This is a genomic window from Bradyrhizobium sp. UFLA05-109, from assembly GCF_054185165.1.
On the sequence record NZ_JBBIAR010000018.1, the window covers coordinates 111,369 to 125,724 of the forward strand.

13 protein-coding genes are annotated in these 14,356 nt (G+C 60.3%); 3 read left to right on the top strand and 10 right to left on the bottom strand.

The genetic code is table 11. From position 1 onward, the window contains the following. Positions 1-8: 8 nt before the first annotated feature. Entirely contained in the window at positions 9-1,772 is a 1,764-nt protein-coding gene (locus Q3C01_RS15610) for a PAS domain S-box protein (protein ID WP_458146199.1), read from the top strand. A gap of 75 nt (positions 1,773-1,847) precedes the next feature. Here Q3C01_RS15610 and Q3C01_RS15615 read toward each other — a convergent pair whose 3' ends face one another. Both Q3C01_RS15615 and Q3C01_RS15620 read right to left on the bottom strand, forming a co-directional pair. Next, positions 1,848-2,762 carry a helix-turn-helix domain-containing protein gene (locus Q3C01_RS15615; protein WP_458146200.1) on the bottom strand — a complete coding sequence of 305 codons (915 nt, stop codon included), beginning with the start codon at positions 2,760-2,762 and terminating at the stop codon, positions 1,848-1,850. Positions 2,763-2,813: 51 nt separating this feature from the next. Then, entirely contained in the window at positions 2,814-3,806 is a 993-nt protein-coding gene (locus Q3C01_RS15620) for a helix-turn-helix domain-containing protein (protein ID WP_458146201.1), read from the bottom strand. Positions 3,807-3,997: 191 nt separating this feature from the next. Here Q3C01_RS15620 and Q3C01_RS15625 point away from each other — a divergent pair, with 191 nt between their 5' ends. Then, positions 3,998-5,182 carry an MFS transporter gene (locus Q3C01_RS15625; RefSeq protein WP_458146202.1) on the top strand — a complete coding sequence of 395 codons (1,185 nt, stop codon included), beginning with the start codon at positions 3,998-4,000 and terminating at the stop codon, positions 5,180-5,182. On the opposite strand, the gene ccoS is transcribed toward Q3C01_RS15625, so the two are convergent. The 8 genes from ccoS to Q3C01_RS15665 form a co-directional block, all read right to left on the bottom strand. Continuing rightward, positions 5,179-5,334, bottom strand: a complete 156-nt coding sequence (ccoS, locus tag Q3C01_RS15630) for a cbb3-type cytochrome oxidase assembly protein CcoS (protein WP_458146203.1) — start codon at positions 5,332-5,334, stop codon at positions 5,179-5,181. The two genes, Q3C01_RS15625 and ccoS, sit on opposite strands and share 4 nt — an antisense overlap. Next, a complete protein-coding gene (locus Q3C01_RS15635) occupies positions 5,331-7,589 on the bottom strand; it encodes a heavy metal translocating P-type ATPase (protein WP_458146204.1) in 2,259 nt (752 codons plus the stop codon). Before Q3C01_RS15635 ends, ccoS begins: the two co-directional genes overlap by 4 nt. Before the next feature lie 24 nt (positions 7,590-7,613). Then, complete coding sequence (locus Q3C01_RS15640) at positions 7,614-8,408, bottom strand: DUF2189 domain-containing protein (RefSeq protein ID WP_458146205.1); 795 nt, start codon at positions 8,406-8,408, stop codon at positions 7,614-7,616. Positions 8,409-8,655: 247 nt separating this feature from the next. Beyond that, positions 8,656-9,540 carry a cytochrome-c oxidase, cbb3-type subunit III gene (ccoP, locus tag Q3C01_RS15645; protein WP_458146206.1) on the bottom strand — a complete coding sequence of 295 codons (885 nt, stop codon included), beginning with the start codon at positions 9,538-9,540 and terminating at the stop codon, positions 8,656-8,658. After that, a complete protein-coding gene (locus tag Q3C01_RS15650; RefSeq protein ID WP_458146207.1) occupies positions 9,531-9,698 on the bottom strand; it encodes a cbb3-type cytochrome c oxidase subunit 3 in 168 nt (55 codons plus the stop codon). Before Q3C01_RS15650 ends, ccoP begins: the two co-directional genes overlap by 10 nt. A 4-nt stretch (positions 9,699-9,702) precedes the next feature. Then, the gene (gene ccoO / locus Q3C01_RS15655; RefSeq protein WP_458146208.1) at positions 9,703-10,437 is read right to left on the bottom strand and encodes a cytochrome-c oxidase, cbb3-type subunit II; all 735 of its coding nucleotides are present in this window, start codon (positions 10,435-10,437) and stop codon (positions 9,703-9,705) included. A gap of 6 nt (positions 10,438-10,443) precedes the next feature. Then, complete coding sequence (gene ccoN, locus Q3C01_RS15660) at positions 10,444-12,099, bottom strand: cytochrome-c oxidase, cbb3-type subunit I (RefSeq protein ID WP_458146209.1); 1,656 nt, start codon at positions 12,097-12,099, stop codon at positions 10,444-10,446. 153 nt (positions 12,100-12,252) lie between these two features. Beyond that, positions 12,253-13,593 carry an adenylate/guanylate cyclase domain-containing protein gene (locus tag Q3C01_RS15665; protein WP_458146210.1) on the bottom strand — a complete coding sequence of 447 codons (1,341 nt, stop codon included), beginning with the start codon at positions 13,591-13,593 and terminating at the stop codon, positions 12,253-12,255. 301 nt (positions 13,594-13,894) lie between these two features. Here Q3C01_RS15665 and Q3C01_RS15670 point away from each other — a divergent pair, with 301 nt between their 5' ends. After that, on the top strand, positions 13,895-14,344 hold the full coding sequence (locus tag Q3C01_RS15670) for a hypothetical protein (protein ID WP_458146211.1): 450 nt from the start codon (positions 13,895-13,897) through the stop codon (positions 14,342-14,344). Positions 14,345-14,356: the final 12 nt, after the last annotated feature.

Consider the following 14,356-nt stretch of genomic DNA (forward strand, 5'->3'; position numbering starts at 1 on the left):
GGTATCCCATGGATATCGGCCGTTGGCTGCTTGGACTAGGCCTTGAGCAATACGCGGCAGCTTTCCGCGAGAATCGGATAGACCGAACGATCCTGTCCGCTCTGACGGTGGAGGACTTGAAGGATCTCGGCGTGGTGTCGGTGGGCGACCGCCGCAGACTGCTCGATGCAATCGCGTTGCTGGCGATCGAACCGGCGAAAGATGCACACTCGGGCGCCGCGCTGGCAGCCGCGGAACTGGAATCCAGACAGCGGTTCCTGGAGGCGGTTCTTGATTCGATCGGCGACCCGATTTTCGTAAAGGATCGCGATCATCGCTACCTTTACGTGAATGAAGCGAAGTGTCGTCTTGCGGGCTGCAAGCGAGAGGACATCATCGGCAAGACCGATTACGACCTCTCTCGCCCAGACAAAGGGGAGGTCAAAGTCTTTGTCGAAAGAGATGACATCGTACTGAAGACTGGCCGTGAGGACACCAACGAAGAAGCCGTTACGGGTGCCGATGGCGTGCTCCGGACGGTGGTCACCAAGAAGTCACTGTACGTCGATGACGCTGGCCAGCGCTGCGTCGTAGGAATCATTCGCGATATTACGGAGCTCCGACGCGCCGAGGAGGCACTACAGCGGAGCCAAGCTGCGTACCTTGCCGAGGCGCAAAGGTTGAGTGCCACCGGCAGTTTTGGCTGGAATCCCAAAAGCGGTGAAATCTTTTGGTCTGATGAGACCTACCGGATCTTCGAATACGAGCCGAGATCGAAACCCTCGATCGAAATGATCATGAAACGTGTGCACCCGGAGGACGTTGCGCTCGTTGAGCAGGTGATCGAGCGGGCGAGAACAGATAGACAGGGTTTTGAACTTGAGCATCGTCTGGAGATGCCCGATGGCTCGGTCAAGCACCTTCATGTCGTAGCCCGAGATTTTCCAGGCGATTCGGGAGAAATGCAATTCGTTGGTGCGGTAAAGGAGGTCACGGCCGCAAAGAATGCTCAAGAACGGCTCAACGCGGCACAGACCCAGCTCGGCCGTGCCATGCGCTTGTCGGTCGTCGGCGAGCTCACAGCCTCGATCAGCCACGAGGTGACCCAGCCGCTCGCGGCGATTGGCGGTAACAGCGATGCCGCCATGACCTGGTTAGCGCGTGACCCCACTAATTTGGACGAAGCGCGAACTGCGCTTCGCAGAATAAAGGACGATGCCGCGCGCGCCATTGAGATCGTTGGGCGCATCCGAGCGCTCGTCCGGAAATCGCATGTGAATTTGGTGCCGCTCGAGATAAACGTCGCGGTCAATGACGCTGTGTCTCTCATGCGCCCTTTGATCGTTCATCGACGAATAACGCTTGATCTCGACTTGGCGCCTGGGTTGCCCGCCGTTCTCGGAGACTGCGTGCAGCTCCAGCAAGTTGTCATCAATCTAATAGGCAACGCTGTACAGGCTATGGCCGACATCCGTGATCGACCGCGCATGCTCTGCATTCAGTCAAAACCGGAGAATGGTGGCCAGGTACTCGTCTCGGTTCAAGATTCCGGCGTCGGCATCAACCCGGAGGCCGCAAGTCGGCTATTCGACGCTCTCTACACAACGAAACCCAACGGCATGGGCCTGGGATTATCGATTTGCCATACGATTATCACCGCCCATGGCGGCCGGATATGGGCGTCAAACAACTCCCGGCCGGGCGCAACGTTTTCGTTCAGCCTCCCTTTGATGACTGGCGGCGCGTCATCACCCAGCGACAGCAAGCCACGCGAAGTTCCGATCACACACTGACGGATCTCGTTCGTCTGAGATCTCCCTGCTACTGGACAGAAATGGATCAAAGGGCTCTTTAGTAGCGGCCACACCTCAATGACACTGAAATCGTCGCCATGCACCGGGGCTGCTACCCGTCGACTCCGAGAATACCCTTGTGAAGTGGCTTTGATCGCCAAAACCCGCGGCTTTGGCGATCTCGATGAGCGAGAGTCGCGAGCTCGACAGCAACGACTTGGCTCTCGCGACCCGTTGTTCGCGAAGCCAGCTATGCGGGCGCATGCCCATAGACTGCGCGAAGGCGCGCGAGAAATGACCGGGTGACAACCCGCACTCGGCCGCGACGTCGGCCAGCGAAAGGTCGCCGTCGAGATTTTCGCTCAACAATTCGGTTGCCCGTTTTTGCTGCCAAGGCGCAAGCCCGCCACGAAGCTTGGCTGCTGGCTGGTCGATGCCGGCGTATTCCTTCAGGAGATGTGCCGCCGCAGCGTGGAGGACGTGGTCGACAAAAATACGGCTCACTTCCTGCGGCTGCATCAGGGACGGCAACAGCGCGCTGGCCAATTGTGCCAGTGTTCGATCGGGGGACGATACGCCAGTTGGCGCACGTATCTCGTCAATCCGCCTGGCGCCCTGCTGTTCGAGCATTCCGTCAAGGGCGCTGCGCGTGAAGTAGAAATGCACGAGCTGAAAGCCGCCCTTGAACCGGACGCGGTTATCATGCCTCAGATCGAGCAATGTTGCTCCGCCTGCGGTCTGCGGCCCTTGTGGTGGCAACGGACGCTCATTCAGCCAGATTTCGCGGTCAACTCCGTCCGATAGCGAGACTGAAGCGACGATTGCTTCTTCGGTCGGCAACGACTCGGATTTCTCGTGAGACGCCCGATCAGATCTAACCAAGGTCGCCGCATACTCCTTCTGACGACCTTTTTGCCGGACGACAGAGGGCGCTTCCTCGATTCGAAGGAGCTGTGCAACGGTTTGACCGTATCCCTTGGGGCTCGACATCGGTCTGATTCTCGCTTTGGCGCTTGCCGGTTCGTCCTCTCGTCGAGCGGTCTAGGAGATCTGGGTGCGCCGCCATTCTTGCGGACTGTCTCCGATCACCTGGCTGAATACGCGGCACAAGTGACGTTCGCCGGTGAACCCACTATGCTTGGCGATCTGACTGATCGACATCTTCGTCTGCTTCAACATCGTCATTGCCTTTTCCAGCCGACGTTCAAGCAGCCACTTGTGAGGCGGCATTCCGAGTGAGTACGTGAAGGCATCAGCGAAGGCACGAACCGGCATGCCGCACGCCTGTGCCAGCTGAGCAACCGTCACGTTGCCGTCGAGATGCGCGAGAATGACTTCCTTGACCTGCGCCTGTTGCCGCTTCGTCAGGGCGACGGCGCTGGCGCGAGGCTTGCTTGTCTTCGGACTGTAGGCGTGCAGAACATGCGCGGCGATCGCGGTGGTGACGTGATCGACGAAAAGCATGTTGGCCTCGTCGGGGCGCTGGAAGGCCGGATAAAGTGCGTAGCCCAGCTCCCTGATCACGGGGTCGTCGATGCCGCCGCATGGATCGTGCGCGAATTCATCGATGTCGCGGACCTCGTCGAGCTCGGCAATGTGGGTGAGAACGCGACGGGGCACGTAAAACGACAACATATGGAAGGAGGAGACGCCGTAACCAATGTACTTCCGCCGCAGGTCAAAGATGTTCGACGAACCGGCCTCGAGGGGAAGTGCCAGGACAGGTTTGTCATCGATCCAGAGGACGCGCTTGGGCCAGTCGCGCATGTTAAGGGTGATCAGGAAAGCGCTCTCCTGGGGGACGGCCGACGTGTAGTCGTTCTCGGGTATGTCGCGGCGGACGTCAGTCACCGCGATTTCGGATTTTTGCAGGGTCGGGCGGGTGACGAGCGTCGGGGCCTCGCCGACATGCAGCGCCTTCGCAAGGTGTTGACCGTACGCGAATTTTTCCATCCTTGGGCGCCAATTGCGGTGTCGTTCGACCCAGTGCAGCAACGATAGAGCGGGGAAACAAGACGCGATTGTCTGAATCACTCATTGTTTTGCAAAACCGATCAGAAAAAGCCGCCAACGTCGATCCGGATGGCGCCTTTGATCTCGCTCCCAGTAGACTGTACTTGATCCCGGCAGGTCGGAAGTGCTCCGAAAGGCGGATCTAGACAGGGGTAAGATCCATTTCTGATCTACGCGCGAGAGCTGCCGAATTCCGGCGCGGTTGGCCGGCCATGATCGCCTGCCTGATCGGACATGCAATCGGACTTCATACGCTCCCGCCGTTCACTATCGGGCTGTTCATTGTACCGCTTCAGCAGGACCTGGGGTGGACCAGAACCTCGATTTCGCTCGGCATCACTATCATCACGATCGGGACAGCAATCACCGCGCCATTGGTTGGCGTGTTCGTCGACTGGATCGGTGAACGCCTCCTGATCGGAACCGGAATGTTGATGCTGGCTGGTGGTTATTTTGCCCTGAGCCTGATGGGTGGTTCGGTCGTCCAATTCTGGACGATAATGGCCCTGATGGCTCTGCTCGGAGCAGGTTGCTCGTCGGTGACGCTGTCCCGCATCATTGTTGGCTTGTTTGACCGAAATCGCGGCGCTGCTATCGGTGTGGTGCTGATCGGCACAGGCCTTGCGAGCGCGGTCGCGCCGATCCTTCTGTCGCCGATCATCGTCGCATCAGGGTGGCGCTCGGGCTACCAGACGCTGGCATTGGTCATGCTCGTCGCACTTCCGATTGTCGTGGGCCTGCTGGCGTTCAATGAAGTAGGTGGACCGCGAAGAGCTGCATCGAATGCGCCGGGCTCGGAAGATGCGGTAACCGTTGCCGAAGTGCTCAGGCATCCCATGTTCGTTCGCCTTCTGGTTCCTTTCGTGCTGGTGGCGATCGGCACTGGCGGGGTTGTCGTGCACTTCGTGCCGATGTTGATCGATGCGGGGTTCAGCCCGGCGAGAGCCGGGCAAATGGCCGGTTTGCTCGGCGTGTCCCTGGTTTCTGCCCGGCTGCTAGTGGGCGTGCTGATCGACTTCGTCTTTGCGCCTTTGGTCGCAACAGTAATGATGGCGACAAGCGCGCTTGGTTTTCTTGCCCTGGCATTCGGCGGTCAAGGCGCGACGCCCTATGCAGCAATTTTCGTCGGCACTTCACTGGGGGCTGAAGTCGATTTTATCGCTTACCTGGCCTCGCGGTACTTTCCGGAGCGCTATTTCGGTCGCGCCTATGGGTGCCTCTATTCGGCCTTCCTGCTGTCGGTATCACTTTCACCCCTGGTCTACGCGGGGTTTCGCGAGGCGATCGGAAATTACTCGCCGGGCTTCGTCTGGACGTCCGGATTCCTGGCGCTCAGCAGCATTTGCTTTGCCTGGCTGCCGCATTTCCAGAAAGCGGCGCCAACCGCAGACAGCTAGTGGTCCGGACCTTCGTTACCCTCGAACAGAATGCGCTGCGCGGCGCCTTCGAGGTCGTCATATTGACCGTTCTTTAGCGTCCACATGAACGAGGCCAGGCCTGCCAGACCCAGGCCAATCGCGATTGGTACGAGAAAGAAGAAATCGATCATCGGCTCGCCCCAAGAATGATCCGGGCTTTGGACACCGGAGTATGCCCAGCATCTTGCCTCGTCGCCTGTCCATTGAGACGTAGGGCGTTAGCGACGACCGTTATGGAAGAGAGGGACATCGCGATGGCGGCAAAAAGAGGCGTCACAAGGCCGAGCAGAGCGAATGGCACTGCCACAACGTTGTAGATCACAGCCAATGCGAAATTCTGCCGAACCAGGATGCGCGCTGCGCGCGATATCTCGACCGTCCGCGGTACGGCATCGAGGCTGTCACGGAGGAACACGAAATCCGACGCATTGCGGCCGATATCAGAGGCCGACGCCGGTGCCATCGAGACGTCGGCCGCCGTCAGCGCCGGCGCATCGTTCAAGCCATCGCCCACCATCAGCACCTTGTGGCCAGCCCGCCTCAAGGCGCAAACATAGGCGATCTTTTCGGCTGGGCCAGCTTGGGAAGTCCAGGGCAGGCCGAGTTGCTTGGCAATGTCCTGCACGCGACGGTCCCCGTCGCCGGACAGAATTTCGGCCGAGATGCCCGACTTCGCCAGCTCCGAGACGGCTACCTGCGCACCGCTGCGCAAGCCATCATTGAAGCTGAAGTAAGTGATGCCTTTGCCATTGATTGCGAGCGCGACGGTCGTATCACGATCCCCTGGGAGACTTTGCCCGTCGGCGACCGCCCAGTCGGGACGCCCCAATCGAAAGACGTCAGTGCTGCTGCGCGCCTCGAGGCCCTTGCCCGGATGCTCCGTCAAGGCGTCGAGATCGACGCGCCGGAAATGGTCGCCAAGACTGGCCAGCGCTTGTGAGTAGGGATGTAGCGAATGCATGGCGATCGTGGCTGTCAGAGCCAGCATGTCGGCGCCAGTGTCGCCCGTCATTGTCGGCCTCGAGCGGCCCACCGTCAGCGTCCCTGTCTTGTCGAAGATCGCCGTATCGACCTCGGCGAGCCGCTCCAAGGCGCTGCCGTCTCTCAGCATGACGCCCAGGTCGAACAGCCGGCGGGCGGCGACGACATGAACCATGGGAACGGCAAGTCCAAGCGCGCAGGGGCAGGTGATGATCAGGACGGAAATCGCAATGGTGATGGCGCGATGGGGATCGCCGGAGATGATCATCCAACCGAGGAACGCCGCAAAAGCCGCCGCGTGAACGGCAGGTGCGTAGAACCGTGCAGCCCGGTCTGAAATCTGGCGATAGGTTGAGCGACCTGCTTCGGCCGCCTCCGTCATGCGCGTGATGTCGGCGAGAAACGAGTTGGCCGCAGTCCTGGTTGCGACGATCGTCAAGGGACCGGTCAGATTGAGGATGCCGGCTTCGAGTTCGGTTCCCGCCTTGGCCTGGAGCGGGGCGCTTTCGCCCGACACCAGAGAATAGTCGAGTTCGGAGGCTCCCGTGATCACCCGCGCGTTGACCGGGACGCGTTCACCGGCCGACAGAAGGATCGTCATTCCTGGCTCGATCTCGTCGATCGGAACATAGGTCTGCGTGCCGTCCGGCTGGAGGACGAGCGCACCGCGCGCGGCCAGCCGCGCCAGTCCGCCGACAGCCTGCCGCGCCCGCTCCCGCATTACGTGGTCAAGCGTCCGGCCAACGAGGAGGAAGAACAGCAGGGAGACGGCGGCGTCGAAATAGGCGTAGGGACCGTGATGGACGGTCTCGTACAGGCTCATAGCAAAAGTGAGCAGCACACCGATCGAGATCGGCACGTCCATGTTGGTCTGCCCATGCATCAGGCTGCGCCAGGCCGAGCGGAAGAAGACCTGGCCGGAATAGGCGAGGGTCGGCAGCGCGATTAACGCGGAAATCCAATGAAAGAGATCACGGGTTGGCGGTTCGGCTCCTGCCCATACCGAAGCCGACAACAGCATGATGTTGGTGGTCGCAAAACCTGCAACCGCGAGCGCCCGCAACAATTCGGAGAGTACCGCGTCCTTGCCGTTTGCATCGACATCATGCAGGTGAGCCCGATAGCCGAGGGCCTCCAGAGCCGACATGAAGGGCGGAGGCACCTCGCCGCGCCAGACGACGGTCACCCGGCGGGTCGAAAGATTGGCTCGCGCCCGCGCGACGCCATCGAGTTTGGTCAGCGCCGTTTCAATGCGTTGCAAGCATCCGCCGCAATGGATGTCTGGCACCGAGAGGTCCGTCTGGCGCAGCCCATCCTCGACCGCCCGGCTCGCCAGCAGAATCTCGTCGTTCAGGCTACTGACCTGATGCAAACAAAGCTCAGCGCCGGGTGCGCAGCAACTCATGGACAGGCTCCGTCCTTCGATCCATCAGTCCCTTTCGGGCTCGACAGTGCGATAGGCGTGCCAGGTTGCGTGACCCAGCCAGGGATAGATTACGATCAGTCCCAGCATGCCGGTTGCCAGGCTGACGAGGAAGAGCGCGAGCACGATCGCCGCCCAGATCAGGAGTACACGCAGATTGTTCCAGACGAGGGCCATGCTGGATCCCATCGCCGTCAGTGCATCGGTGCGACGATCAAGCAGCATCGGAACGGAGAAAACGCTGATCGCAAAGGAGAACGCTGCGAACAGGCCGCCCACGGCCGTGCCAACGACCAGCATAGCCCAGCCGACCTTCGTGCTGAACAGCATTGGCGCGATGCGATCGAGCCCGGGAAAAGTGACCATGCCGAAGAACAGGGCGTAAATCAGCACTGCCGCCCTGATCCAGACGATCATCAGCAGGGAGAGCAGCACGCCGGTAAACAGGATCTGTCCGCCCGAACGCGGCTTCACGAGGAAAAGGTTCTCCCAGCGCACAGGCAGGCCTTCCTCGATCCGCCGGCTTTTCTCATAGAGCCCGACCGCCAGGATCGGCCCGATCACCATGAAACCTGCAAAGACCGGAAACAGGATGTAGTCGCGCTTCAAAGCGATCAGGCCTGCGACCAGCGCCGTCGAAATACCGAAGATGATCACGCCATAGGCGAGGCTCATCGGCATCTGGATCGCAAAATCCCGCCAGCCTTGCGCCAGCCATTTGATTGGGTCTTGCGCGTTGAGTGGGCGGGCCCATTTGTTGACCGTCGGGAGCGGCGGCGCCACGGAAGGGAGCATCGTCATCGCCCGTTTCCTTCTGTCGGTGTACGGATGGCGGACGGCGAACAGGCCGATTGAGCTGCCCTGTAGGGCCCCACGTTGGGACCCGCGTCATCGCGTCGGAGGTGGTTGACGCAGGCGGGCTGTGTTGTCGCCGCGACGTAAACAAGATGCGCGTTGGCGGCGATGACGACGACCAGCCCGAAAACGATCAGGAGCCAGAGCCGGATTGTTACTCTGCCGGTTCGATGTCGATCGACGGCGAAGGTGCTCATGGGCCGGCCATCCTCTTGTCGACCAGATAGAGCGTCAGGATCTTGCGATCGAGCTTTGACAGTCGATCTTCCCAGGTCGGCATGTGACCCTGACGACCGCCCCAGATGGTGGTGTCGATGGTCTCGAAGTCACCGCCGTAGATCCAGAACCGATCGGTGAGGTTGGGCGCGCCGACGTCCGGATTGCCCTTGGCATCAGGACCATGGCAGGCCACGCAATTGGCAGCAAAGATTGCTTTGCCCGCTTCTATTCTCGCAGGATCGATGTCCTTTGCCTCCGGATGCGACAGGGAATAGATAAAGCTTGCGACCTTAAGGACGTCCTGCCGCGTAATCATCTGATCGCGTCCGAATGCCGGCATCTGCGAGACATGCGTATCAGGGTGGGCGGAGTTCACGCCGACGCGGATGGTGTTGAAGATATCGTCCGGCTTGCCGCCCCACAGCCAGGACGTCGTCGTCAGGTTCGGGAAGCCGGGGCCGCCCTGCGCATTGACGCCATGACACGCGGCGCAATTGTTGCCGAACAGCGTGCGACCGGTATTTCGTACGACATCCATCAGCTTTGGATCGGATTGGATTGCCGCAAAATCTTCCGCCTCGATCCGCTCGGACCACACGCTGCGCTCCAGCGCAGCCTCCTGAAGCGAAGCGGCAACGACTGCCCGCTGGTCGATGCCGAGCAGGCCCTTTGAATAGGTGATGCCGAGCGGCCAGGCCGGCATCAGCACCCAGTAGCCTACGGAGAACAGGAACGCCAAGGTCAGAAAGAAATAGAGCACGCGTGGAACAGGCGTGTTCAATTCCTTCAGGCCACTCCATTCATGGCCTGTGGTGAGATAGCCGGTGTAGCCATCGCGGTCCGGTTGCTCTACTGCCATGGTCCTGCCTCATCGCGAAGGATGGATCGGGAGGCGTCATCGAAGCGCTTCTTGTTCGATGGCTTCATCGCGTGGACCACGACAGCAACCGACATCGCAATCAGATAGAATAGTCCGAACGATTTCGAGACGCCGACGAGGAATGCGTGTTCGATCATTGCTCTATTCCACTTGTGCGATTGTCTTATGCGCCGCATTCGTGAGGCGGCCGAGGATCTGGAGATAGGCGACCAGCGCATCCATTTCGGTCAGGTGACTGGGATTTCCGTCAAATGCACGTATGGTGGTCGCCTTGCCATATCGCTTGATCACACCGTCGGCTTGAGGCGAATCCGGGTTTGCCTGGGCATAGGCATCCACCGCGGCGTTGGCGATCATGTCGTCGGTGTAGGGGACGCCGACGGCGCGCTGGGCCTTCAGATGCAGGCCCAAATCGTCGGTGCGCAGTTCGGTCGTGAGGAGCCAATTATAGGCGGGCATCACCGAGACCGGCACAACATCGCGTGGGTTGTTCAAATGCGCGACGTGCCACTGATCGGAGTATTTTTCGCCGATACGGGCGAGGTCCGGGCCGGTGCGCTTCGAGCCCCAGAGCATCGGATGGTCGTATTTGGATTCGACCGCCAGCGAGTAGGGGCCGTAGCGGTCGACCTCGTCGCGAAGCGTACGGATCATCTGCGAATGACAGGCGTAGCAGCCCTCACGGATGTAGATGTTGCGCCCGGCGAGCTCGAGCGGCGTGTACACCCGCATGTCGGGAGCGTCTTCTACCGTCTGATGGATGGTGAAGAGCGGCGCGATCTCGACCAGGCCGCCAATGCTTGCGACGCCGATGATTGCGAGCGTCAGGCCGATCGCCTTGCGTTCCAGCCGATAATGAAATCCGAACAGAGACATGGTGCATTACTCCGCGGCCTGAAGCACGCCGTCGCCGACCACAACCGGCTGCGGAATGTCGCTCGCCTGGCTTGCCGATACGCCGGGGACCGTGATCGTCATCCAGACGTTGTAGGCGCCAAGGCAGCCGCCGATCAGGAACATCAATCCACCGACGGCGCGCGCGGCATAATAGGGATGCATTGCGATCAGCGTATCGATGAAGGAGTAGGCGAGCGTTCCGCTTTCATTATAGGTCCGCCACATCAATCCCTGCACGACGCCGGAATTCCACATTGCGAAGACGTAGATGATGGTACCGAACAAAGCGAGCCAGAAATGCGCTTCGACAAGCTTCGGCGAATACATGCGCTCGCGCTTCCACAGCCAGGGCACGCAGGCATAGATCGATCCGAAGGTGATCATCGCGACCCAGCCGAGCGCGCCGGCATGGACATGGCCGATCGTCCAGTCGGTGTAGTGCGAGAGCGAATTCACCGAACGGATCGCCATGAACGATCCTTCAAAAGTGGTGAGACCATAGAATACGCCCGCCACCATCATGAATCGTAGCGTGGCATCATCGCGCACCTTGTCCCAGGCGCCGTTCAGCGTCAGCAACACGTTGCCTGCGGACGCCCAGGACGGGATCAGCAGCATCAACGAGAAGGTCATTCCGAGCGTCTGCACCCACTGCGGTAGGGCCGTGTAGTGCAAGTGATGCGAGCCCGCCCACATGTAGAAGAAGGTGATGCCCCAGAAGCTGATGATGGACATCCTGTAGGAGAAGATCGGCCGGCCCGCGCGCATCGGCAGGAAGTAGTACATCATGCCGAGGAAGCCGGCCGTGAGGAAGAAGGCGACGGCGTTGTGGCCGTACCACCACTGGGTCATGGCGTCCTGTACGCCCGAGAAGGCCGAGTAGCTCTTGGCGTGGCCGAGCGAAACCGGAACGGCGAGGTTGTTGACGATATGAAGGATCGCAACGACCAGGATGAACGCCATGTAGTACCAGTTCGAAACGTAGATGTGCGGTTCCTTGCGCCGCGCCAGCGTGCGCAGGTAGAGCACGAAATAGGTCACCCACACCACGACGAGCCACAGGTCGGTGTACCATTCGGGCTCGGCATACTCCTTGGACTGGGTGATGCCCATCAGGTAGCCGGTGACGGCGAGCAGGCAGAACAGGTTGTAGCCGAACACAACGAACCAGGGGGTGACCTGATCGGGGAGGCGGGCACGGGACGTCCGTTGCATGACGTAAAACGAGGTGGCGATCAGTGCGTTGCCGCCAAAGCCAAAGATCACGGACGTGGTATGAACTGGCCGCAGCCGGCCAAAACTCGACCAGCCCATTCCAAAGGTCAGATCTGGATCGACAAGCTGCCAGGCGACCCAGTCGCCGAACGCAAGGCCGATTACGGCCCACGCCATGGCCAGGATGATGCCGACCTTGCTGGGATCGTCGTAATAGTGGGCAAGACGATCATTGGACGGCTCCGGTGCATAATAGCTTCCGCCGATGCGGAAGATCATGAGGAAGCCGGCGAGGAAGATGAGGGCACCATGGACGCCCATGACGTCGTCACGTCCAGCGATGATGATGAGCCCGCCCAATATGGCGACGGCCAGGCTGATCAGGATCGCGCGTTGCCGTTCGATAAGCGTGAGTTGGGCGATCATTGGCGGCTGCCCCTGCGCAGTTCGACATTTGACAGGGGCAGTCTGGCCCTGGGTCGCTGGCATTTCGCGAAGGCGCTTGCCTATTCGAGGACGTCCTTGCCGCGTTTTGCCGGGGGACGCGGTTCGCGAAGTTGGACCACCCGCGAACAAGGTTCATTGGACGGCGGATAGGACGTCGCTGTTTGCGGTACCCTCGATCATCAGCTCAGAGATCGTGCCAGAAACTGCGATCCACGCGCGTCGGATCTCTGGCGTGAAGTCGTCGCCCAAGAACTCCGCAAGCGTCAGGAGCAGGGCATTTGCGACCTTGTTGTAGTGATCCGGTCTGGCTCCATAACGACAATGTCGCTGTCCCAGCGCACGTACACCGCCCTCGATCTCGGTCAACCGGTTCAAGCCTCTGACGAGCGAATTCAGCATAGACACCAGCATTCTCTGCTGGACAGCAAGATCGTTCTTGAACAGCGCGCGAAGCTTCGGATCAACCTCGAATAGGATGGCGTAGAAGCGTTCGCCAAACGTGTGCAGGCGCGGCGCGATCTGATGAAAGGATGACTGGACGAGGAGAACCCGATCGGGACAACTGAAGCCCTGACAAGGGTACAGGCTCGTCGTTTCCGACACGCCCTTGAGCGAAGGCCTGATCGGCGGGCCAATCCGAAGCGCGTCGGGCAGATGCGCAACGAGGCTGTCGCTCAACAGGATCTGCGCATCGACCTGCTTTGTCATGCGCTCGATCCGGCTCGCGAGGTTGACGGTGTTGCCGATCACCGTCACCTGCCTTTTACCGGGATGACCGATCCGACCCAGGATGACCGGCCCAAAATGGACGCCGATGCCGAGACGCAGTGCGATGTTGAGATCGCGCTCAAAGATCGGTGAAAGCCGGTTTGCGGCATCCTGCATGCCAAGGGCAGCACGAACCGCATTCCGGCAGGCGGTCGCCGGCGGTTCGCCGCGGATGCCAAAGACCGCCAAAAGCCCATCTCCAATGTATTTGTCGATGAAGCCGTTATTGTTCAGGATGACCTCGGCCGCGGCGGCAAAATGGCCGTTAAGGAAATAAGCGACGTCGTACGGCAAGCTCTTCTCGGTCTGGCTTGTGAAGTTGCGGATGTCGCAAAACAGGACTGCGACTTCCAACTCCCGCTCTTCGACGCCAGAGGCGGCGCTGAGCTCGTCGAGATCGAGGACCACGACGTCCTGCGGGCTTTGCAGCAGCCGGCGTGCGATGACGTCGCCATGGACTCTCGTCTGGCAGGCTAGACGCGTAAAGTCGTCCCAGCCTCGCTCCGAAGCGACACTCTGTTCGATTGGGGTGCGGGGCGAGACGTGTGACAGGCCGTCGAGGATACGGACACGGCAAGTCGTGCAGCGCGCCTGGCCGCCGCACTGATGATGATGCTGAATCCGATTCTGGATGGACGCTTCAAGCAAGGTTTGGCCATCGACCGCTTCGATCGCCAATTCATGAGAATAGGTCACGCGATGCACGGCACAAGCTCCCGCAAGTCTCAATTCTCATCCTCTGCCGCAAAGGCACGCCAAGTGCTTGCCCCGGCTTGCCGGCCGCGGGACGTTCTTGCCGCGTTCTGCGGTGCAAGCCGGCCTGTCGTCCGACCGGTGGACCGGCGGCACGCGAAACGCGGCAAGAGCGTTCTAGGCTCGGCAACCTCGTCCAAGAACGTCTCGGCGGCCCAGCTACAAGCTACATCGATGCCGCGATCGCTGTGATGATCGAGCTCGGCAAAGGGTGTAGCGCGCCGGCTATCGCGCGGACCTGAGGACCCCTGTCATGGATGCGTCGATCATCTCGGCCCTCGCAGCCCTGACCGGCACCGCGGTAGGCGGTCTGACCAGCGTGATTGCAAACTGGCTGAATCATCGTCTCCAGACGCGCGCCCAATGGCTGTCTCACGAAAAGAACCGCCGGCAGAACCTGTACCGGGAATTCATCGAGCAGGCCTCGGCCAGCTATATCGATGCCCTCCAGCATAACAAGGCCGATATCCCCAATCTCGTCGGGCTTTACGCCAAAATCGGAAGGATGCGCGTGCTATCGAGCGAGACGGTCATCGGCGCCGCCGATCACATTGCGAAGCGAATCCTCGACATCTATCTCGAGCCCGACAAGTCGTTTGTCGAGCTTCGCGATATGGCGAACAACGGCGCGATCGATCTGCTAACTGAGTTTAGCCTGGCGTGCCGGGTCGAGTTTGAACAACTCGAACACGGTCGCTTCTGATCCGTTCTCGTA

Excerpts from the sequence above, each read along its gene's own strand:
- Q3C01_RS15610 (WP_458146199.1), top strand. The coding sequence starts at position 9 with ATGGATATCGGCCGTTGGCTGCTTGGACTAGGCCTTGAGCAATACGCG.
- Q3C01_RS15615 (WP_458146200.1), bottom strand. The coding sequence starts at position 2,762 with ATGTCGAGCCCCAAGGGATACGGTCAAACCGTTGCACAGCTCCTTCGA.
- Q3C01_RS15625 (WP_458146202.1), top strand. The coding sequence starts at position 3,998 with ATGATCGCCTGCCTGATCGGACATGCAATCGGACTTCATACGCTCCCG.
- ccoS (WP_458146203.1), bottom strand. The coding sequence starts at position 5,334 with ATGATCGATTTCTTCTTTCTCGTACCAATCGCGATTGGCCTGGGTCTG.
- Q3C01_RS15635 (WP_458146204.1), bottom strand. The coding sequence starts at position 7,589 with ATGAGTTGCTGCGCACCCGGCGCTGAGCTTTGTTTGCATCAGGTCAGT.
- Q3C01_RS15640 (WP_458146205.1), bottom strand. The coding sequence starts at position 8,408 with ATGACGATGCTCCCTTCCGTGGCGCCGCCGCTCCCGACGGTCAACAAA.
- ccoP (WP_458146206.1), bottom strand. The coding sequence starts at position 9,540 with ATGGCAGTAGAGCAACCGGACCGCGATGGCTACACCGGCTATCTCACC.
- Q3C01_RS15650 (WP_458146207.1), bottom strand. The coding sequence starts at position 9,698 with ATGATCGAACACGCATTCCTCGTCGGCGTCTCGAAATCGTTCGGACTA.
- ccoO (WP_458146208.1), bottom strand. The coding sequence starts at position 10,437 with ATGTCTCTGTTCGGATTTCATTATCGGCTGGAACGCAAGGCGATCGGC.
- ccoN (WP_458146209.1), bottom strand. The coding sequence starts at position 12,099 with ATGATCGCCCAACTCACGCTTATCGAACGGCAACGCGCGATCCTGATC.
- Q3C01_RS15670 (WP_458146211.1), top strand. The coding sequence starts at position 13,895 with ATGGATGCGTCGATCATCTCGGCCCTCGCAGCCCTGACCGGCACCGCG.